A 20,439-nucleotide genomic window follows, 5' to 3' on the forward strand; every position below is an offset into this window, starting at 1 on the left:
TTATGGCACCGGCTCCCAAGCACAGCCCTGCGGAACAGGAGGATATGATCCTCTGCGCCGCCGCCAGCTGCATCGCAAAAACCTCATTGCTGGATTTCACCATGTCGGCGATTGCCAAAGAAGCCGGTGTATCCATTGGTACTCTATACAAGCATGTACAAAGCAAAGAGGATGTTTTGGTGGCACTGGCCGTTCGCATGTTCCAACAATTGCACCAGACCTTTGCCAAGGCGCTGGATTTACCCCTGACGACCCCGGAAAAGATCATCGCAGTTGCCCTGATCAATCCGAATAAAACCCAGTGCTACATGTTTGATAGTCACCTCGATGCCCTGGTGAACTGCGAGGCAATTTTGCGTCGTGCTTCCCCTCGCTGGCTGGAAAACATGTCACAGAGCATCGATGCAATCAGCCAGTTGTTTGCCAGCCATTGGCAATACGCGATGGATAACGGAGAGCTTGATCTGGACGCCAGTGATGCCACGCTGGACGAAATCAATACCGCCTGTTGGTCAATGCACGTTGGCTACACTCAGGTGGTGTTACGTCACCACAGTCGTACTGCAAAAGAGATGACCGAGCCCTTGCCTTACCCCTTACCAGCCGATGATTTGTTGATTCGAAATTCCAAGCGTCTGCTCAACAGCTATCAATGGCGACAACCCGTTGACCAAGCTGGCATTGATCGCGCCCTGGCCGCCGTAATTGCGGCCGATTTACGTTGATTTATTTTTATTTTGAATTGGATTAATACCATGACTCTACGCCGTTGGATAATTACCGTCTTTATGTGCCTGCTGGTGCTTGTTGGCCTCGGCAGCATAAAGTTTTTTCAAATCAAGGAAGCCATTGCCATGGGCGAGTCCTTTCCTGAGCCGTCAGCAACGGTACAGGCGGTTCGCGCAAGCGCTGCAGAATTTCGCCAGCAGCTGCATGTCAGTGGTGAGTTAACTGCGCCCCAGCAATTGGAGCTGCGCACCGAACTTGGTGGAAAAATTCAGAAACTGAATTTGCCATCCGGTGGCGAGGTTTCCGAAGATCAGATTTTACTGCAACTGGATGTCAGCGAAGAACAGGCGCGCCTGCGTGCAGCCAAGGCCAGCGCGAGACTGTCCAAGCTCACACTGGACCGCAACAAAAAATTGCGTAAACAAAATCGCGTCAGCGCTGAATCACTGGATCAGGCTGAAGCCGATTACCAAACCCGACTCGCTGAAATCGCAGCGCAGGAAGCCGTCATTAACAAGAAAACCATTCGCGCACCGTTTAGCGGCCGTGTAGGTTTGCACACTCTGGAAGAAGGCCAATATCTGAATCCAAATACTTTGATCACTCAGTTAATTGGAAACAACGATTACATCTGGGTCGATTTTTCCGTACCGCAGGATTTCCCTGCCCTGGATGCCAATAGCAACATCGAAGTGAAATTGGCCAATCAGGAAACCTTGAACGCCACACTGATGGCCAGCGATGCGGAAGTCGACAGCCGCTCTCGTCAACTGCGCTATCGTGCACGCATCGACATTCCCCAAGGCAGCAAATTGAACAGCAATAGCATTGTGGAAGTTCACCTGAATGCCGGCCAGACCCGAGCCGCAGTATGGGTGCCAGATGTCAGCATCAGCCGTGATCAGTTTGCCAACTATGTCTATGTATTACAGCCTGAGCCAGGCACCGATAATTACCGCGCCGAACGTGTACGTATTGAACTTGGCCCTCGCCAGGACGATGGCTTTATGTTGAGCGAAGGTTTAACCGAAGGCACTATGATTTCCAGCATCGGTACCTTTAAGCTGCGCCAGGGCCTGAAAGTCTATGTTCAAGAAACCACCGTACAAGAAAGCGCAGCACAAAACGCCGGTGTGCAAGGAGGCGCCCAATGAGTCAGGCTCATGAGCGCGCCAACTTCATGGACATCTTTGTTAAAAAGCCTGTCCTTGCGGTTGTCGTTTCACTGATTTTACTGCTGGCCGGTATTCGTGCCGCTCAGGAAATCTCTGTATTGCAGTACCCGAAAATTGAAAGCGCTTCGCTGGTGGTGAGCACCATTTACACCGGTGCAGACGCTGAAACCGTTCAAGGTTTTATCACAGACCCGGTTGAGCGTGCCGTCGCCACTGTACCCGGTATTGATTATGTAGATTCCAATACCGTAGCTGGATCGAGTACCGTGACCGGCTGGCTAAAACTCAATGAAAACAGTACCGATGCTTTGGCCGAACTGAATGCGCGCCTGAGCCAGATTCGTTTTGAGTTACCAACAGGTGCGGAAGATCCCGCCGTTTCGGTCAGTCGAGCGGACCGAACCGCTGCGGTATTCTACCTGCCCGTGTACGCGGAAGATTATTCCCGAGCTGAGCTTAACGACTATCTGGTTCGTCGAGTAAATCCTATTCTGTCGTCGATTGACGGTGTGCAACGCATTGGCTTGGAAGGCGGCCGCAACCCAGCCATGCGTGTCTGGCTGGACCCAAATCGACTGGCCGCCTATAACATCGGCGCGAATGAAGTACTCGACGCATTGCGCGATAACAATATCATCGCCACCATTGGACAAAGTGAAAACGCTCGTCACCGCATCAATCTCCTGGCCGATACCACTTTAAAAGACGTCAGTGATTTTGAACAATTGGTGGTTCGCGACACAGGCGATGGTTTAATTTATCTGCAAGACGTTGCCAACGTTGAACTGGGCGAAGTGGAAGGTGAAGTAAACGGCCGCTACACCCAGAGTTCCACGATCTTCATTTCCATTTGGCCGTTACCTGGTGCCAATGAAATTGAAATTGGTGATGAAGTTTATCGCCAGCTCGACAATATTCGTCCGACGTTGCCTGATGGTGTCACCATCGACATGGGCTATGACGGCACCCTTTATATGCGCGCTGCCCTGAAAGAAATTTTCACCACTTTACTGGAAACGGTTTTTCTGGTCGGCATCGTGGTTATTGCCTTGATGGGTTCCTTCCGTACTGCATTGGTCCCGTTGATCACCATTCCAATTTCTATTTTGGGTGCCGTTGCGGCCATGGCCATTATGGGCTTTACCTTGAACCTGCTGACTGTTCTGGCGGTTGTGCTCTCGGTAGGTTTGGTGGTCGACGATGCGATTGTCGTGGTTGAAAACGTGGCCCGCCATATGCGCAACGGCATGAGCCGTGCCCAGGCGGCCTTAACCAGTTCGCGACAACTTCTCGCGCCGGTTACGGCAATGACTATTACGCTTGCGGCGGTGTATGCACCGATTGGTTTTCTCTCGGGTTTAACCGGCGTACTGTTTAAAGAGTTCGCCTTTACGCTCGCGATTGCAGTACTGATTTCCGGCCTGGTTGCGGTAACGCTCTCTCCAATTATGAGCGCCAAGGTCTGCCCGGAAGGAGGTAAAGAAAGCCCGCTGACGGTTTGGGTAAATCGCCAGTTTGAAAAAGCACAGCAATGGTACCGCCACTTTCTGGGCGGGGTTTTCAACTGGCGCGGTCAAATTGTGTTTGCCGCTATCTTTATCGCCTTGCTAACGGTTCCGTTTTACATGTTCTCCCAAAAAGAACTGGCGCCGGTTGAGGACGATAGCAGCATCACCATGATCGTAACCTCTCCGCCGGAATCTTCGCTGGAGTACACAACGGAAAATATGCACCAGGTCGTAGATACCTTGCTAACCACAGAAACCGCTCATGGTATGTGGCAAGTTCTGCGAGCCAGCGGGGGTGTTGGCGGCATTCTGCTGGGCGAAGTGGATAGCCGTGAAAAAAGCACTCAAGAATTATTGCCGGAAGTATTCGCCAAATTAGGCGGCATATCAGAGCTGAAAGTGCTGCCAGTGCTGTCTGCTTCGCTGCCAACCGCTGGTAACTTCGATGTTGAATTAGTCGTACAGGGCCCTGCCAGTTATGAAACCATGCGTGGCTATGCCGAACAGATGATGGCAAAAGCGTACCAAAGCGGTAAGTTTATGTTCGTCGATACTGACTTGCATATCGATTTGCCCCAGGTACGCTTTAAGCTGAATCGCGATCGCATTGCCGACCTGGGCATGAGCCTGGCTTCAGTCAGTGAACAGCTGAGTGTTTTACTGTCTTCCAACTACAGCAATCGTTTTGACGGCAATGGCAAAGCTTTCCGCGTAATCCCAATGCTGAAAGATGCCGATCGCGGCAATCCGGAAGCCTTCCTGAATCTGCAACTGCGCACACCTGCCGGTGACATGATTCCGGTATCCAGTATTGCCAGCTTGGAAAAGACAACCGGCCCTCGCCTGCTAGGAAAATTCGATCAACAGAAATCTTTCCGGATTTTTGGTGGCGTCTTGCCCGGTACTACTCGCGAACAGGGCCTGAGCGCGTTGGAAGGTATTGCCCAGGAAGTTCTGCCGGACAACTTCAATCTGGATTATGCTGGCGAGTCCCGTCAGCTGCGCAATGAAGGCAACACCCTGATGGGGGTTCTGCTGATTGCATTGATTGTTGTGTACCTGGTGCTGACGATTCAGTTCAACAACTTCCGCGACCCACTGGTGATTCTGCTGGGCTCAGTGCCACTGGCATTGGCTGGCGCAATGATGTTCCCGTTCCTGAGCCTAACAACGGTCAATATCTATTCCCAGATTGGATTGGTGACTCTGATCGGCCTTATCGCCAAAAATGGAATTTTGATTGTGGAATTCGCCAAGCAACTCCAGGAAGATGGCTGGAGCAAGATTGAAGCGATCAAGGAAGCCGCAACCACTCGACTGCGCCCGGTATTGATGACAACCGCTGCGACGGTTTTGGGTCACTTCCCTCTGGTACTGGTAACCGGTGCCGGTGCAGAAGCTCGTAACAGTATCGGTATCATTCTGGTTGCCGGTATGCTGATTGGTACTGTGTTTACTCTGGTGGTCCTACCAGTGATTTACCACTATCTCGGGAAAGATCTCAGCAAGGAAATTGCCGAGGAGAAAGCGCAGGCAAACAGCCAGGAAGTCGCCGCTTAAGCAAACGCCAAGGAAAGAAAAAGGGCTTTTGAATTTTTCAAAAGCCCTTTTTTATGCCCGCCTGGCGGTGGGACGAGTCAGGATAAATGTTGCCGACCCCAAAAGAATAATCGACAACACAAGCAATAATGTCGTGCTGGTATCCCGTAAATAAATCATTACCCAGCTGGCTGAGATAAATACCACGGCCAGACATTTCCCCATCAGAGGGATCGAGCCCTCCCGGTACCAAAGCCGCAGACCCGGCCCCAACCTGGGATGGCGCAATAACCACCACTTAAAACGCCGAGACCCTTTGCTGCCCGCCCAAAGCGCCAGCAAAAGAAACGGTGTTGTTGGTAAAACCGGCAAGAAAATACCCAGCACGCCCAAGCCAACACAGAAGTAGGCCAGGGCCATATACAGTAGCCGCATCCCGCAACCCAAGAAAAAAATCGACAGGGTCTATGCTATGGCAATTCAGCCCCTTAGGAAAGAGGTCCTAAGCCGGACATTCTACCCGGGCGATATCTTCGACATGGCGGCGCAGCCAAAAGTAACCAATCAAACCAACCAGAATGTTGGTAACAGCGGTGGCAACAAACAATCCAATCAAGCCCCAAAACTCCATCGCCACCCAGGCGATGGGCAGATACAAACCCAATACTCGCAGGCTCGAAATCACCAACCCAGGCATCGGTTTACCAATGCCATTGAAGGCTGCATTGATGTACATCACCATGCCGTAACAGCCGTAACTGATGGGAACCAACAAGAGATAATCTTTTGCGACCGCAATCACTTCAGGCGAATCACTGAACAGGCCCGCCAACCATTCACCACCCACGAACAACAAGGCCGCAACCGCCAAGCCCATCGCCAGGCAGAAACGCATAGCAACACTTTGCGCTTCGCGCACACGATCAATTGCCGATGCAGAAAGGTTCTGGCCAAAGAAAGGCCCCATCACCGCCGATAGCGCATAAAAACAAATCAAGACAATCGGCTCAACGCGCAATGCCACACCAAGACCCGCTACCGCCGCTTCGCCGTAACCCGCCACCATAGCCACTACGATGGCGCTGGCCAGGGGAATAATGACATTGGTGCCCATAGCCGGAATTGCCACATGAAAAACCTGCCGCCAGGAGGCGATCAGCTTTGGCATTGCCACAAAGGGGCTTGCCAACACCTGCAGACGTACAATCAAAATATAGGCGACAGCCAACAGCACGCCGATGCGCACGATAAAACTGGCCCAGGCCGCACCGGCCAATTCCAAACGGGGAAAGCCCCACAAACCAAAAATCAGCAGCGGATCGAGCAAGCCATTGGCCAGCGCGGAAACGCCCATCAGCACACCTTGCAACTTACTCAGCCCCATCGCTCGTAAACCGGCCATGGCCGCCATGGGCATGATCACCATCGGGACACCCAAAAACCAGATGTCCATATATTCACGAATCAGTGGCATTAATTGCTCGGAGGCCCCCAGAGCGTAAAAGGTCGGTTCCATAAACCACCAACCCAGAAACCCGAATACCACCGATAATAAAAAGGCTATCGTGAGCACATCCGTCAGCAGTCGTTTTGCCGTGTCTTGATCACCGGTACCAATCGCGCGTGCGACGCAGGACGAGGTACCTGCGCCGAGGCCAATCGCCAGACTGGTGTAAACCATCACTACAGGAAAGGTAAAGCTCATTGCCGCCAGGGCATCTTCACCCAGCTGACCCACAAAGAAGGTATCAACGGCATTGAAGGACATCATCGCCAGCAAACCAATCACCATAGGTGCGGCCATTTCCCGCAGGGTTTTCCCTACGGAGCCTTGGGTCAGTGTGGCTTGCATTGCTGAAGACATGGAGATTCCTATTTAAATTCAAGCCGCGCATTATAGCACCGCAACTGCGCCGAAAGCCCTTCGCTTTGCAATTCCATACCTGATTTCTAACGTTTCATCTGATACATTGCCGGATTCAAGCAAGGGGACATAAATGGAAAAAGAATTCTGGTTGCAGCGCTGGCAGGAGCAGCAAATTGGCTTTCACGAAGGACGCTTCAACAACAGCTTAGTGCAGTATTGGCCACAGCTAAAAACCCCGAAAGCCGCCTGTGTATTTGTCCCTCTGTGCGGCAAAAGCCAGGATATGGTGTTCTTTGCCGAACAAGGTATGCATGTCATTGGCATCGAACTCAGCGCACTCGCTGTCGAGGCTTTTTTTCAGGAACAGGATCTCACCCCCGATATCTCTCAGGAAGATGAACTGCAATGCTACCGTGCCGGACCGTATACTCTTTATTGCGGCGATGTGTTTGCCTTGCATCATGAGCACTTGAAAGATTGCCATTGGGTCTATGATCGAGCGGCCCTGATTGCCCTGCCCGAATCCATGCGTTCACATTACTGCCGGCAACTCGCCAATATCCTGCCCCGGCCTTGCCGAAGCCTGGTGATCACCCTGGAGTATGACCAGGGCTTGAAAGCCGGGCCTCCATTTAGCATTAGCCCCGATAGTCTGTCAGAGCTGTATTGCGAAATCGCTGAAATCGAAACTCTCGGTAACTGTACTGAAGAGGTGAAAGGCATTTCCGCCATCGAACACAGCTTTGCTCTTACGTATCGCTAGTCGAGATTACCCGCCGGTTTTACCCCCTGATCCCAGTCCATTACAATAAATTGACAAAAAAGACAGGAATCAGGGGAGATACACACCTTGGCCCTGAAATAAAATAGTGCTTTTCGGCGAAGCAAAGACCTGAATGAAACAGGCAGAATAAGCCGCTCGACCATTCGATGATAAAAACGGGGCAAGGGTTACCAATGACATCTCTTCTATGGATAAGGGGTTTGCGCGGCCTTGTCGGCCTTATATTTTTGCTGTTTGTGCCTGCCAGCTGGGCCCAACAAAATGACGGGGGGTTTGTGATTCCAAACTCGGATGTTCTGCATCTGGACTCCCAACGCCTCAACCGCCCTTATGAGATCTACATCAAACTGCCGCCCAGTTATTTTGACGAAGGCAATCAACGCCGAAAATACCCGGTGGTTTATTTGAACGACGGGCTTTATGCCTTTCAGCTTGCCTCTGGTGTCACCCATTCGGCCATGATCAATAAAGCAATGGAACACCATATTCTGGTGGGCATATCCTTCTCCCCTCTTGACCGTCCGTTTGAAAGCCGTCGCCGAGACTACACTCCTAAAACCGCAGAAAACCCCAACGGTGAAGCGCAGCAGTATCTCAATTTTTTGCGCAAGGAGTTGTTTCCCTTAGTGGAAAAGCGTTACCGCATAAACAGTTTACGAAGAGCCTATGCCGGGTATTCTCTGGGGGGCTTGTTTGGTTTGTACGCTTTGTTAGAGCACAGCGACAGTTTTCGTTACTACCTGATTTCAAGCCCATCGCTCTGGTTTGAAAATCGTTGGATTCTGGAAACTGAAAAACGCCTGGCAAAAGAAACCAAGGACATCAATGCGGAATTGTTTTTGGGTATTGGTGTTTACGAAAGACCGGCGCGTACAAACGAGAACTACCGCAAGCCTACTCCAATCAATATGGTGAAAGACTTCCATCAACTGTATCAACAGCTGGAACAAAGAGACTACCCATCGTTACGCCTGAAAAAATTCGAGGTTCAGGAAGCTCATCATGAACTGGTTTTCCCAACGACATTGACCCATGGTCTATATTGGCTTTTTCCTGGCGAAAAGTACCAAAAATAATTTCAGAGAGTTAAACGTTTTCAGGGCTCGGGGAAAGAAAGGGAAAAGGAAAAATGGGGCGACACTACGCAGCCCCGAGTCAAAGGAAATATAAAGAAATTACTTCTCTTTGCAGAATTCTACGTTCTTGTTCTTCTTGCGAATTTTGCAGAATACTGTTGTTTTTTCAGTGTCTGAAGTATGAACCTTCAGATAAACACGCGCAAAACCACCGGTAGTGCTGATCTGCTTGAAACGTACCTTGTCTTCACCAACATTGAATTGGCTGGCAGCGGTTTCTTCGGCCAGTTTGATGTACTCTTGTTTCTTACCAGCGCTGGCAACAGGAACAAGAGCCAGTTGTGCAGCTGCAACAAAGGCAGCGACTTTCACTAAACGATTCATAATTATCTCCTCCAAAAATAAGCAAGGTCATGCTAATGCCTGGGAAGAAACCCAACAATGACAGAAACGGCAAATATGGTTTGCATATTTGCACAGTTAATAATGGATAAGCTGCGTAAAGATACGATAAGTAGCCCCAAAATGACTAAACCGAAAAGGCCAGCAAGGCTAAACTGGTCGAAACGCCGAGATAAGAAACCGGGCAATAAAAACACACAATGCGCAAATTTTCTACAAACAAAAACCTGTTAACACGAATAAAAAACGCCCGTCGCCCAGGAAACCAGCATGAAAAATATTGACTGGAACGATCTTAATTATTTTTTAGCCACGGTGCAAAACGGCTCCATGGCAGCAGCAGCTAAACAATTAAAAGTCAATCATACTACCGTGTCACGCCGCATCTCCGCACTGGAACAACAGTTGGGCGCGCCACTTTTTGAACGCACCGCCACAGGACTTAGTATTACTCCACTTGGGGAAAGTATGATTCCGTATGCGGAAAATATGCGCGACTCGGTTAATGCCATGGATAGACTCGTAACCGCAGACAAGCAGGAGTTGGCAGGCACCATTAAAGTCACAGCAATCGACATGTTTGGTCGTCGGGTTTTAGCGCCAGTGCTAAAAGAATTTCTCGATCTCTACCCCAACATTGATCTTGAATTAATTCTGCAGGATGAAAATGTCGACCTGGCTGCCCGTGAAGCAGATCTCGCTTTTCGCGCAACCGACAACCCCGCCCCGGATCTTGTTGGCAAACGTCTTGGGCGTTTCGCCATGACCGTTTATTGCACTGAGGAGTTATGGCAGCAATATCAACAAGACCCAACTTCCGTTTACGGAATTGACTGGACAGAAAATGGACCCAACACGCCCGAGTGGATTGAAGACTACATGCCCGACCTGCGAGTGCGCCATTATTGTTCAACGTTTAATGGTGTCTATGAACTTACTCGGGCCGGTTGTGGTATCGCCCGATTGCCCTGTGGTTTGGGAGACTCCACCCCGGAGTTGATGCGCGTACCCGGCATTCCCCTGTATCAGGGCATGGGGCTTTGGGTGTTGAGCCACATTGATTTGCGCAATACAGCGCGCATCAAAGTGCTGCGGGATTTTGTGGTCGAGCGCCTGGAGAAGGAATTGCCCTTAATGGAAGGGCAGTGTGAAAATTACTGGAAAAGCCAGGATTATCATCGTCAGCTCTAGGCCGTACGAAAAATACGCCCTGAGTTCGCAGCTTGGAAAAACAGCTCAGGGCAGAGCCTTATAGGCCCCACCGCTCCCCCCATGCCGAACGGTAATCGGCCATGTCGCCAACACTGTGGGTATCGGGCACGGCTGCCGTGAGAGATTGACGCAGCTGCAACTCCCCCGTCCACACAGGCCAATCCAGATCACCTTCATCTTCGACCGGCCCACCGGTACGGATTTTCACGGACGCTTCTTCAATATCAATGGCCAGAACCGTGGTTGCCGCTAACTCATTCGCGTGGGGAGGACGAAGCTGCGGCCAGCGGCCCGGTGCAATTAACTCCATAAAAACCTCCAGGCTCTGCTCGATTTCCCGCTCATCTTCCAGCACATAACAGGAGCCCATTACCATCGCGCTGCGGTAATTACTGCTGTGGTGAAAAGCGGACTTGGCCAGCACCATGCCATCCAGATGCGTCGCCGTGATGCAAATGGATTGATCCCCACACAGTGCTTTGATCATTCGACTGCCATTGCTGCCGTGAATCATTAAACGGTTTTCCCAGCGCCACACCAGCATGGGGATCACATAACTTTGCTGATCCTGAACAAAGCCCACGTGAGCCACCATCGCCTCGTCAAAAATCTGATACAGCGCCTCACGGTCAAATACCGCTCGTTTGGGCGAACGACGCAGTCGGGTCTTTTCACTCTGTTGCAATGGGGCCAATGGTTCACTATTGCTCATAGGTACTCCTTTTTTGTTGTTCACCACAGTGGTCTTTCTGTAGCTTCGGCTAATCATTGCCAGGAAGCTTATTGAATGATTGGCCCCTTGTTTAGATCCAATTTTAATTATTTAATGGAACCACTTTATTCGAACGAGACGTTAATAATGGCCATCGCTACTAGCTTGCAAGAAATCCGTCAGCTCGAACTGGATCGCAGCCAGGAACAGAACCTCAACCAGCAGTTGTATAGGGGTTTGCGCACCATGATGCTGGGGGGGCAATTACCCGCAGGCAGCCAGCTGCCGTCCAGTCGCAGGCTCGCAGAGCAACTCAATTTAGGCCGTAATACGGTGATTGCGGCCTATGAACAATTGCAGGCCGAGGGCTATATTTTCAGTAAACGTGGCTCCGGCAGCTTTGTGGCCAGCCCTCTTCCCGACCAGCTTCACAGCCCCGCGGACAAGCCCGGCGCCGGGACAAGCACAGCCCCAGCTCCTGGCAATCCACGAGCTCACAGAAGCTTCAATAGCAGCTTTTTTGTCGGCGTGCCCGACCTGTCGGCATTCCCGCATAAGCACTGGCAACGAACACAACAGCAACTCCAAAAGCGCAGCGCTGACTTTATGGGCTATGGCGATGAAGCCGGCTTCTGGCCTCTGCGGCGGGCCATAGCCCAGTACCTGCAACAATCACGCGCCGTCGACTGTCACGGAGGGCAGGTACTGATTACCGCCGGGGCCCAACAAGGGCTCGACTTATGCGTCCGTTTGCTGCTGGGACCCGACGACGTGATGGCGATCGAAAGTCCAGGTTATCGCGGCGTGATGCGCGCATTAAAACTGTGCGGCAAAAACTACCTGCCTTGCCCGGTTGATCAGGATGGCATCAGCCTGCAAGCCCTAAAAGAAGCCCAAACGCCCCCGAATCTGGTTTACACAACACCCGCGAACCAATATCCGATGGGTGCCGTTCTTTCCCTTGAGAAAAAAATGGCCCTGCTGAATTGGGCCAGGGAACAGCAAAGCTGGATCATCGAAGACGATTACGACAGTGAATACCACTACCAGCATCGCCCTTTGGCCAGTATGCAGGGGCTCGACCGGTACCAGCGCGTTATCTATCTCGGTTCCTTCAGTAAGACCCTTTACCCGGGCTTACGATTGGGCTATCTGGTGTTACCCGACAGTTTGATGGAGCGTTTTACCATTGCCCGGGGTGCCAGCTACGGCCAGCCACCTCTGATGACCCAGGCTCAAGTGGCCAGTTTTATGGAAGAAGGGCATTTCAATCGTCACCTGCGCCGTATGCGTCTGGCTTACAAAGAAAAGCTCAACACCCTCCAGCACGCAATGAAAATGCTTGAGCCTTGGGGAAAGACCCTGCAACGACACGCGGGTATGCACATTGTGTTCGTTTGCCACAAAACCATCGACGATGAAATGCTCGTAAGCAAGCTGGAAGCACAAGGGATTTTTTCCAGCGCCCTCAGCGAATACTGCCACGGCGGTGAAAACCTGAAAGGTCTGGTGCTGGGCTTTGCCAATACCCCCATTGAGAAGATGCACAGCAAAGTGGGGGTTATCAAAAGCACTCTAGAATCGCTCTAGGTCATGCTGTGCGACATCATGCCACATTGTTCCATGGTTTATTCAGGATTAAATTAAATCCTGTAAGCAGTATGCAAATGAGCTGCGCTGTCTTACTCTATCTACTCATAGCTTAACGGTGGCTCTCCTGCTAACCCCCAATGCAGTGGTGCCTTTCGAGGCGTAGAGCCACCCACTTTTGCTGCTGAGCGTAGCCCAAAACATCATCAAACCATGACCGAAGATCGTTCTTTTAGCCTGGCCGCCCCAACCAACAATTTACGTCGCCTGATGGTGATTCGGGGACTGTTAATCAGTGCGCTTTGCATTGCCTTGATCAGCAGCTATTTTGCTCTGCACCTGGTGCTGCCCTATTCCGTTCTCGGTTTGATTTTAACCGGTATCACCGCCATTAATTTATTAACCTGGCTACGATTACAAAAACCCTGGCCAGTCACCGAGCTGGAATTTTTTTCTCAGCTGTTACTGGATGCCCTGTGCATCAGTTTGATGCTGTACTTTTCCGGCGGCGCCAATAACCCCTTTGTGTCTTATTATCTGGTGCCCCTGTGCATCGCCGCTGCAACTCTAAGCTGGAATTATGCCGCCCTGCTCACGGCAATCAGCGTCGCCGCCTATACCATTTTGCTGGTGTACCATATTCCCATTGAAGAACTCTCGCCGATGAGCCATCACCATCAACTGACCATGGTGCAAGAAGGAACATCGCATGGCATGAACCACGGTGCTTCCCAATGGAATATGCACACTCTGGGCATGTGGATAAACTTTATGGCCAGTGCCCTGCTGATCAGCTATTTTGTGGTACAGATGGCCCGGAACATTCGCGGTCAAGATCAGGCCCTTACCCGCTTGCGCGAAGAGGAAATGCTCAACCAGCAGCTGATGGCCGTAGCCACTCTGGCCGCCGGTACCGCCCACGAATTGGGTACACCACTGTCGACCATCAAAACCCTGCTCAGCGAAATGCAAGACGACTATCCAGATAAACCCGAGCTGCAGGAAGACCTGAAACTTTTACAATCGCAACTTGTGCAGTGCGACCACACCCTGAAAAATCTGATTAATCGAGCGGAGCAAAGTCAGGCCGGCAACCAAAGCAAACAGGATCTGCATCAATACTGCGAAGACATTATTGAGCAGTGGCTGATTATGCGTCCGGAGGTTGAAGCCAATATTCAACTCGCCGAAAGCTGCCCGGAGCGTCAAGTCAGTTTCGATGCCACCATCGGCCAATCCATTTTAAACCTCCTGAACAATGCTGCCGACGCCTGCCCTACTGGTATCGATGTGGATATTTGCTGGACCAGGGATGAATTCATTCTCACAATTGACGACAATGGTCCTGGAATTCCACTGGAGATTGCCGAACAACTGGGCAAACCTTTTGTCAGTACAAAAGGCAAAGGATTTGGCCTGGGGCTGTTCCTAAGTCATGCCAGCATCAGCCGGCACGGCGGAGAAATCAAACTGTATAATCGCGATAATGCGGGCACCCATACCGAGCTTCGCTTGCCATTGTCCAAGGAAATCTCATGAGTGAGCAGCCTGAAAAATTGTTACTCGTCGATGACGACGATATTTTTTTGCATGTCCTGCAACGAGCATTCAAAAAGCGAAACTTTGATGTTCAAACTGCCAGCACCATTGGCGAAGCCTTGTCTCTCTGCGAAGATCACATTTTTTCACGCGCCGTGGTCGATTTAAAACTGGCGGAGGAATCCGGCCTGCATTTGATCGAAAAACTGAAGCACAAACAGCCTGACTTAAATATCGTGATGTTGACAGGTTACTCCAGCATCAGCACCGCCGTGGAAGCGATTAAACTGGGCGCGCTTAACTATCTCTGCAAACCCGCAGACGCCGACGATATCCTGCACGCCTTTGAACAAGCCCAGGGCAATGCCGACGTAGAAATCAACAGCCAGCCACCCTCGGTCAACCGTCTGGAGTGGGAGCACATTCAGCGAGTACTGAATGAGCACGACGGCAACATCTCCGCCACCGCCCGAGCCTTGGGAATGCACAGAAGAACCCTGCAACGTAAATTACAAAAGCGACCGGTACGACAATAGGTCGATGGCTGAAAGAGCTGGATTCAGGATAAAAGTTCTGCTTGCTATGGATTGGTTTACAGAACCGTGAAAATCCAGAAGAACTCGCCAGCACCCTCAAACTACCTGCTTTTAAACATTGGCGAGGTTACGAGCAGAACCTGCCCGCCCATATTCAACGCATGGCCTACTCGATCTGGCATGGCAACTAGTCTGGCCACCATGCCTTCTTCATCTTCATTGGCCCTCGCAATACGAAGGCCAATGCGCACCCCAAAAATGTTCCGTTCGGCAATGTACATCCACTAACGCAAGTTTATAATTCCTATTCCTTTCAAACTGAGTGAACAGAATCATGCATGGAGCCTGCCGCTGCGGCCAAGTCAGATATCAACTAAAAAGCCTGCCTTTGTATTCAGGTTATTGTCATTGCCATGCCTGCCAGAAAAGAAACAGTTCACCCTGTGTCAGTTTGTTTCTGATTCAGAAAAAAGAGATCGACTTCAGCGGGAAAACCAGCTGCTTCAGTATCATCGGCGGCTCCGGCAAGGAAATGATTGAGCATCGCTGTCAGGATTGCGGGGACGCTATTTACTCAGACCTGAAGGTCCTTGATGATGTAATTGTTTGTCTGGCATCGACGCTGGAAAAGCCCGAAGATTTTAAACCCGAAGGTCATTTATGGGTCAGTAGCCGAGATCCGAGATTTGAGATTAACGACGATCTGGAACAGCAGGCCGGCCCCCCAATGCAGATGATGCCCTATCTGGCGAAGTGAGCCCGAGCTTCACTCAGGCTCGCCAAAGGGTCCAGGCACCAACGAGAATAAATCCACCGCCGGCAATAAGGTTCAACCATTTTTCATTGATGTACTGTGAAGCGTATTGCCCTAACAATACGCCAATCCCTGCACAGGCAACCAGCGCCAATGAAGCCCCCAAAAACACAGTCCATTTGTTCACTTCTTTGTCAGCCGCAAAGAGCAGCGTGGCCAATTGAGTCTTGTCTCCCAACTCAGCCAGAAAAATCGTAATAAATACTGTGGCAAAAACTTTTACATCCACTATCGTCTACCTTACTGATGATTATCAAGGTTTTGTTGCGGCCTTTGGGCTATAATGCGGCCGCCTTTTTCGAGGCATAGCACCAAGCCTAAAAGCACAGCAAAGCATCTAATTTAAGGAGCCGCCCGTGGATCTCAATCAAGCCAGTCAAGAGCAACTGCAACAGTGGCAAGCACAACTGCAGCAGGAATTTGAAAACTTTAAAACCCAAGGTTTGCAGCTCGACATTACCCGCGGCAAACCTTCCAGTTCCCAGCTCGATCTTTCCAATCAACTGGACGGCATTTTGGGCGGAGATTATAACAGTGCTAACGGCACCGATGTACGCAACTATGGTGGTCTTGACGGTTTACCGGAAATGAAACAGCTGGGTGCCGAAATCCTGTCAGTACCGCAGGATATGATTCTGGTTGGTGGTAACTCGAGCCTGACCCTGATGTTTCAGGCAATGATGCAGGCTTACTTCTTCGGTTACGCCGGCGCAGAAAGCGCCTGGCAGAATCAGGGCACCGTGAAATTCCTTTGCCCTGTGCCAGGTTACGATCGCCACTTTGCCATATGCGAGCATTTCGGAATCGATATGCTGACCGTTCCCATGAATGACGATGGCCCGGATATGGATCAGGCCGAAGCCATGATCAAAGCCGACCCGAGCATTAAGGGTATGTGGTGTGTTCCCAAATATTCCAACCCCACTGGTACGGTATACAGCGCTGAGACCATCGAACGCATTGCCAAGTTGGGCGCTATTGCCGGCGAAGGTTTCCGGGTATTCTGGGACAATGCTTACGTGTTGCATGATCTGAACACCGACGCCCCGGCCTTGCCATCCATTGCTGACTATTGCCAGCGACATGGAACCGAAGACTCTGTGCTGCAGTTTGCCTCCACCTCCAAGGTGAGTTTTGCAGGCGCCGGCGTAGCCTTTATGGCCGCCAGTCCTGCCAATCTGGCAGCCTTCAAGAAAACCCTGTCCATCGCCAGCATCGGCCCGGACAAGGTCAATCAGCTGCGCCACACCAAGCTGTTCCCGAACATGGCAAGCTTGAAAGCACATATGGCTAAACACGCCGAGCTGCTGCGCCCCCGCTTTGACGTGGTGTTACAGCAACTCCAGGATGCCTTCGGTGACAATGATCTGGGCCAATGGCAATCAGCAGAAGGAGGCTACTTCGTTTCCTTCGACACTCGCCCTGGCCTGGCAAAACGCGTGGTAGAGCTGGCTGCTGAGGCCGGAGTTAAATTGACGCCCGCAGGCGCAACCTACCCCTATGGCAATGACCCTGAGAACCGCAATATCCGCATTGCCCCAAGTGTTCCCAAGGTGGAAGAAGTGGATCTGGCGATGCAGGTGTTTGTCTGTGCCGTCAAACTGGCCTCGGTTGAGCAGGCATTGGCCCAGTAATCCCAATTCCACCGAAAGCCAGGCGAAGCAACGTTGCGCCTGGCTTTTGTTTGTTCATGCCCTCCCCAGATTTACACCGCCTTACCGCCCCTGAAAATACCCACACAAAACTGGCCAAAACTTCAGGGCAATTGGAGTTGAGGCGTCTTATTCTTGAGAACGAATTAATTAAGACACAACAGGAGTAGATGATGAATCCTTTTGCAAAACTCACCCGTGGCTTGAGCGGAGCCGCCTTACTGAGCTTGGCCATCAGCCAAAGTACTCTGGCAGCAGAGCCCCAACTACTCCCCGAATTCAAGGATCGCCTGGACATCTATCAGGAAGTCACCCTGAACAGCGATTTGAGCCACCTTTCCGCCAACCAAAAGAAGATGCTGGCGGTATTGATCGATGCCTCAAAAATTATGGACGACCTTTTCTGGCAGCAGGCCTTCTACCAGGATAAAAACCGTTTCCTGGCCAGCATTAAAGATCCAAAGGTTCGCCAATTCGCCGACATTAACTACGGGCCTTGGGACCGCCTGCAAGCCGACCAACCTTTCCTGAGCGGCTACAAAGCCAAAGCACCGGGCGCTGAGTTTTACCCCCACAAAATGAGCAAAGAAGGCTTTGAAAAAGCCGAATTCGCTGACAAAAAAGGCCTCTACTCTCTGGTAAAAGAGAAAGACGGCAAACTCATCTCCGTTCCCTACAGCGAAGCCTATGCCAAACCTCTCGCCAAAGCGGCGAAGCTGTTGAATCGCGCCGCAGAACTGGCCGAGGACAAGGACTTTGCCAACTACCTCCGTCTGCGCGCCACGGCCATCACCAGCGATGATTACCAACCTTCCGATATGGCCTGGATGGACATGAAGAATAATCCGATTGATGTTGTCATTGGTGCCATTGAGACCTATGAAGATCAGCTCTATGGCTATCGCGCCGCCTATGAAGCCTATGTGCTGGTCAAAGACATGGATTGGAGCAAGCGACTGGAAAAGTTTGCCAGCACTCTACCTGCCCTTCAAAAAGGTCTGCCCGTTGCGGATAACTACAAACAGGAAATGCCCGGGAGCAACGCCGATTTGAACGCCTACGATGTGATTTATTACGCCGGCCACTCCAATGCGGGCGGGAAAACCATTGCTATCAATCTGCCCAATGATGAAGAAGTCCAGCTGTCCAAGGGCACTCGCCGCCTGCAATTGAAAAACGCCATGCGCGCCAAGTTTGACTACACATTGAAGCCCATCGCGGAAGTGTTGATTGTTCCTGAGCAGCGTAAGCACATCACGTTCAACGCCTTCTTCAGTAACACCATGTTCCATGAAGTTGCCCACGGCCTGGGCATCAAAAACACCGTGAACGACAAAGGTACTGTTCGCCAGGCCTTGAAAGAGCATGCATCCGCTCTCGAAGAAGGCAAGGCCGATATTCTGGGCCTGTATATGGTCAGTCAACTCCTCAAAGACGGTACGATCACCGAAGGCCAACTGGAAGACTACTACACCACCTTCCTGGCGGGTATTTTCCGCTCGGTTCGTTTTGGCGCCAGCTCGGCACACGGGAAAGCCAACATGATTCGCTTCAATTATTTTGAAGAGAAAGGCGCTTTCTTTCGCAATGATAAAGGCCAGTACGGCGTGGACATGGACAATATGAGCAAAGCCATGGCCTCATTGTCTGAGTTGATTCTGCGTCTGCAGGGCGAAGGGGACTACGAAGGCGTTGGAGAGCTGTTTGAAGAGAAAGGCAAAATCGGTAAAACCCTTGCGGCCGATTTGGCTCGCCTCCAAGAAGCCAGGATTCCCGTCGACATCACCTTTAAGCAAGGTAAATCTGTATTGGGTCTGTAAAGCTTCAAAGCACTTTCAATGAGCCACAAAAAAGCCCGCAATTGCGGGCTTTTTTGTGGCGTCCAGATTCGGTTCAGAGATTAAAAGTCTTCTTCCTCATCCAGATCAGCACCAAAATCATCTTCCACCTGACCATCGCTGATCAGATATTCGCGACGCTGCAGATAGGCATCACGGATAAAGGTGTATTTGTCACCTGAAATCGTGCTTTCCGCTCCGAGAAGTGAAGCTCGGGTATCAACCAGATCAGTACCAAACATAGTGTTGCGGGTTGGTACGTGATCGATATGAGTCACAGGATTAAGGTAGCTGTCGGCCGGAAGACCTACGCCGTCGCGAAGAGTGGTTGGGCCAAGGAAAGGCAGGACAACATAAGGGCCGGAATCTACACCCCAAGTCGCCAGTGTCTGACCGAAGTCTTCACCGGTGCCCTTCTCCAGCCCCATGTGTTTGGCAACATCAAAAATGCCTGCCAGACCCAGAGTGGAGTTGATCAACAGGCGACCGGTATCGTTGCTGGCCTGACCAATTTTGAACTGGAGTAAGCCATTAACGATATTGCCGACTTCCCCCAGATTACTGAAGACATTGCTTACACCGGTCTCAACAACGTCCGGAGTAACGGCTTTATAACCCTTGGCGATTGGCTTGAGGACCACACCATCAACAGCATCGTTGAAGGCGAATACACCTCGGTTAAAGCCTTCCCATGGGTCTGCTGGATTTTTCTCTTGCTTGGCTTCTTCAGCCACTGCACCGGCAGCCAGGCCCACGCTGAGCACTGCTGCAACGGCTAATTTGCGAATTGTCACGTCATTTCACCTGATTTTTACCGTTAAACTATTGTAGGTTGCTTAGCGGCTTTGGACAATTGCAATGGCAAAGGATTCAGCTATAGCTCTAATAAGATTTGTTAATAGCCCGGCGAGGCAGGCTGGTTAAAAAACACTCAATCCCTCCCCTCAAAAAAGGCAGCAATATGCCGGAAATCAGTTACAGCGGTAATCGAACTGCAGATCGAGGGCATTGTTCGGACCAACAGCGTATTTCTCACCTTTCACCTCAAAGCCCTTTGGGCATTCCCGGGCAATCAGTTGCAGCAGTTCAAAGCGACGCTTGGACAGAGCCTCAGGACTTTTCAGCCAGTCGACCTTCACTTCAGCAACCTTTTCCACGTTCTCTTTGAACTCTTTAGAGGCGGTAGAACCCTTCGCGCTATCGTCCATTAGATCGTTCAGGATTTTGTTGATGCCGCTGTTCTTGCCACAGATGTTGTAATCCGACATATCCTCATCCTCGATATCAACGGCATATACGCAGTCTTCATCGTCCTCTTGCGCGTAAGCCCAAGTCGGAAAGGCCAAGAAAAAGGCGAGCAAGCTGCTGATCAAAAATGGCTTCATGTTGATACTCCGGGTGAAGAATTTGGAAAAAGGGGCATTGTAGCCCAGATACTAAAATGCCACTTGTCTCCAAGTGGCATT

Annotated in this window: 19 protein-coding genes; 12 read left to right on the forward strand and 7 right to left on the reverse strand. The window is 51.0% G+C overall.

Translation table 11 applies throughout. From position 1 onward, the window contains the following. The first annotated feature begins 2 nt into the window (after window positions 1-2). Genes G8768_RS15415 through G8768_RS15425 form a run of 3 tightly spaced genes read left to right on the forward strand, consistent with a single transcriptional unit; the run spans window position 3 to window position 4,972 of the window. A complete protein-coding gene (locus G8768_RS15415) occupies window positions 3-725 on the forward strand; it encodes a TetR/AcrR family transcriptional regulator (protein ID WP_166845140.1) in 723 nt (240 codons plus the stop codon). Between the two features lie 30 nt (window positions 726-755). After that, window positions 756-1,883 (forward strand): efflux RND transporter periplasmic adaptor subunit, encoded by a 1,128-nt coding sequence (locus tag G8768_RS15420; RefSeq protein ID WP_166845138.1) that lies wholly within the window; start codon window positions 756-758, stop codon window positions 1,881-1,883. Beyond that, window positions 1,880-4,972 carry an efflux RND transporter permease subunit gene (locus G8768_RS15425; RefSeq protein ID WP_166845136.1) on the forward strand — a complete coding sequence of 1,031 codons (3,093 nt, stop codon included), beginning with the start codon at window positions 1,880-1,882 and terminating at the stop codon, window positions 4,970-4,972. The genes G8768_RS15420 and G8768_RS15425 overlap by 4 nt, the downstream gene beginning before the upstream one ends. Window positions 4,973-5,023: 51 nt before the next feature. Here G8768_RS15425 and G8768_RS15430 read toward each other — a convergent pair whose 3' ends face one another. Together G8768_RS15430 and G8768_RS15435 are read right to left on the reverse strand one after the other, a co-directional pair. Beyond that, window positions 5,024-5,386: a YbaN family protein gene (locus G8768_RS15430; protein ID WP_166845133.1), complete on the reverse strand. Its 363-nt coding sequence runs from the start codon at window positions 5,384-5,386 to the stop codon at window positions 5,024-5,026. A 67-nt stretch (window positions 5,387-5,453) separates the two neighbouring features. Continuing rightward, window positions 5,454-6,815 (reverse strand): MATE family efflux transporter, encoded by a 1,362-nt coding sequence (locus G8768_RS15435; protein ID WP_166845131.1) that lies wholly within the window; start codon window positions 6,813-6,815, stop codon window positions 5,454-5,456. Window positions 6,816-6,948: 133 nt separating this feature from the next. Between G8768_RS15435 and G8768_RS15440 the strand changes: the two genes are divergently transcribed. Next, the gene (locus G8768_RS15440) at window positions 6,949-7,581 is read left to right on the forward strand and encodes a thiopurine S-methyltransferase (RefSeq protein WP_166845129.1); all 633 of its coding nucleotides are present in this window, start codon (window positions 6,949-6,951) and stop codon (window positions 7,579-7,581) included. Window positions 7,582-7,775: 194 nt separating this feature from the next. Continuing rightward, the gene (locus tag G8768_RS15445) at window positions 7,776-8,678 is read left to right on the forward strand and encodes an alpha/beta hydrolase (protein ID WP_166845127.1); all 903 of its coding nucleotides are present in this window, start codon (window positions 7,776-7,778) and stop codon (window positions 8,676-8,678) included. Window positions 8,679-8,777: 99 nt separating this feature from the next. Here the strand turns inward: G8768_RS15445 and G8768_RS15450 are convergent, their stop codons facing one another. Continuing rightward, window positions 8,778-9,062, reverse strand: a complete 285-nt coding sequence (locus G8768_RS15450) for a hypothetical protein (RefSeq protein ID WP_166845125.1) — start codon at window positions 9,060-9,062, stop codon at window positions 8,778-8,780. Window positions 9,063-9,350: 288 nt separating this feature from the next. Here G8768_RS15450 and G8768_RS15455 point away from each other — a divergent pair, with 288 nt between their 5' ends. Continuing rightward, entirely contained in the window at window positions 9,351-10,271 is a 921-nt protein-coding gene (locus G8768_RS15455; protein WP_166845123.1) for a LysR family transcriptional regulator, read from the forward strand. Between the two features lie 58 nt (window positions 10,272-10,329). Here the strand turns inward: G8768_RS15455 and G8768_RS15460 are convergent, their stop codons facing one another. Continuing rightward, entirely contained in the window at window positions 10,330-11,004 is a 675-nt protein-coding gene (locus G8768_RS15460; RefSeq protein WP_166845121.1) for a pyridoxamine 5'-phosphate oxidase family protein, read from the reverse strand. Between the two features lie 147 nt (window positions 11,005-11,151). Here G8768_RS15460 and pdxR point away from each other — a divergent pair, with 147 nt between their 5' ends. The 4 genes from pdxR (at window position 11,152) to G8768_RS15480 (ending at window position 15,426) form a co-directional block, all read left to right on the forward strand. Continuing rightward, window positions 11,152-12,594 carry a MocR-like pyridoxine biosynthesis transcription factor PdxR gene (gene pdxR / locus G8768_RS15465; protein WP_166845118.1) on the forward strand — a complete coding sequence of 481 codons (1,443 nt, stop codon included), beginning with the start codon at window positions 11,152-11,154 and terminating at the stop codon, window positions 12,592-12,594. Window positions 12,595-12,807: 213 nt separating this feature from the next. Beyond that, window positions 12,808-14,133: an ATP-binding protein gene (locus tag G8768_RS15470; RefSeq protein ID WP_166845116.1), complete on the forward strand. Its 1,326-nt coding sequence runs from the start codon at window positions 12,808-12,810 to the stop codon at window positions 14,131-14,133. Continuing rightward, window positions 14,130-14,669: a response regulator transcription factor gene (locus G8768_RS15475; protein WP_166845114.1), complete on the forward strand. Its 540-nt coding sequence runs from the start codon at window positions 14,130-14,132 to the stop codon at window positions 14,667-14,669. Before G8768_RS15470 ends, G8768_RS15475 begins: the two co-directional genes overlap by 4 nt. Before the next feature lie 334 nt (window positions 14,670-15,003). Next, window positions 15,004-15,426: a GFA family protein gene (locus G8768_RS15480; RefSeq protein ID WP_279546007.1), complete on the forward strand. Its 423-nt coding sequence runs from the start codon at window positions 15,004-15,006 to the stop codon at window positions 15,424-15,426. 13 nt (window positions 15,427-15,439) lie between these two features. On the opposite strand, the gene G8768_RS15485 is transcribed toward G8768_RS15480, so the two are convergent. Beyond that, entirely contained in the window at window positions 15,440-15,712 is a 273-nt protein-coding gene (locus tag G8768_RS15485; RefSeq protein WP_166845110.1) for a TMEM165/GDT1 family protein, read from the reverse strand. Between the two features lie 127 nt (window positions 15,713-15,839). Here G8768_RS15485 and G8768_RS15490 point away from each other — a divergent pair, with 127 nt between their 5' ends. Together G8768_RS15490 and G8768_RS15495 are read left to right on the forward strand one after the other, a co-directional pair. Continuing rightward, window positions 15,840-17,117 carry an aspartate aminotransferase type Ic gene (locus G8768_RS15490; protein WP_166845108.1) on the forward strand — a complete coding sequence of 426 codons (1,278 nt, stop codon included), beginning with the start codon at window positions 15,840-15,842 and terminating at the stop codon, window positions 17,115-17,117. Between the two features lie 191 nt (window positions 17,118-17,308). Beyond that, entirely contained in the window at window positions 17,309-18,955 is a 1,647-nt protein-coding gene (locus tag G8768_RS15495) for a dipeptidyl-peptidase 3 family protein (protein ID WP_166845106.1), read from the forward strand. Between the two features lie 80 nt (window positions 18,956-19,035). On the opposite strand, the gene G8768_RS15500 is transcribed toward G8768_RS15495, so the two are convergent. After that, window positions 19,036-19,767: an MlaA family lipoprotein gene (locus G8768_RS15500; protein WP_166845104.1), complete on the reverse strand. Its 732-nt coding sequence runs from the start codon at window positions 19,765-19,767 to the stop codon at window positions 19,036-19,038. A 177-nt stretch (window positions 19,768-19,944) separates the two neighbouring features. After that, window positions 19,945-20,358 (reverse strand): hypothetical protein, encoded by a 414-nt coding sequence (locus G8768_RS15505; protein WP_166845102.1) that lies wholly within the window; start codon window positions 20,356-20,358, stop codon window positions 19,945-19,947. Window positions 20,359-20,439 lie beyond the last annotated feature (81 nt).

This window comes from Pseudoteredinibacter isoporae, from assembly GCF_011602085.1.
Lineage (GTDB): Bacteria > Pseudomonadota > Gammaproteobacteria > Pseudomonadales > Cellvibrionaceae > Pseudoteredinibacter > Pseudoteredinibacter isoporae.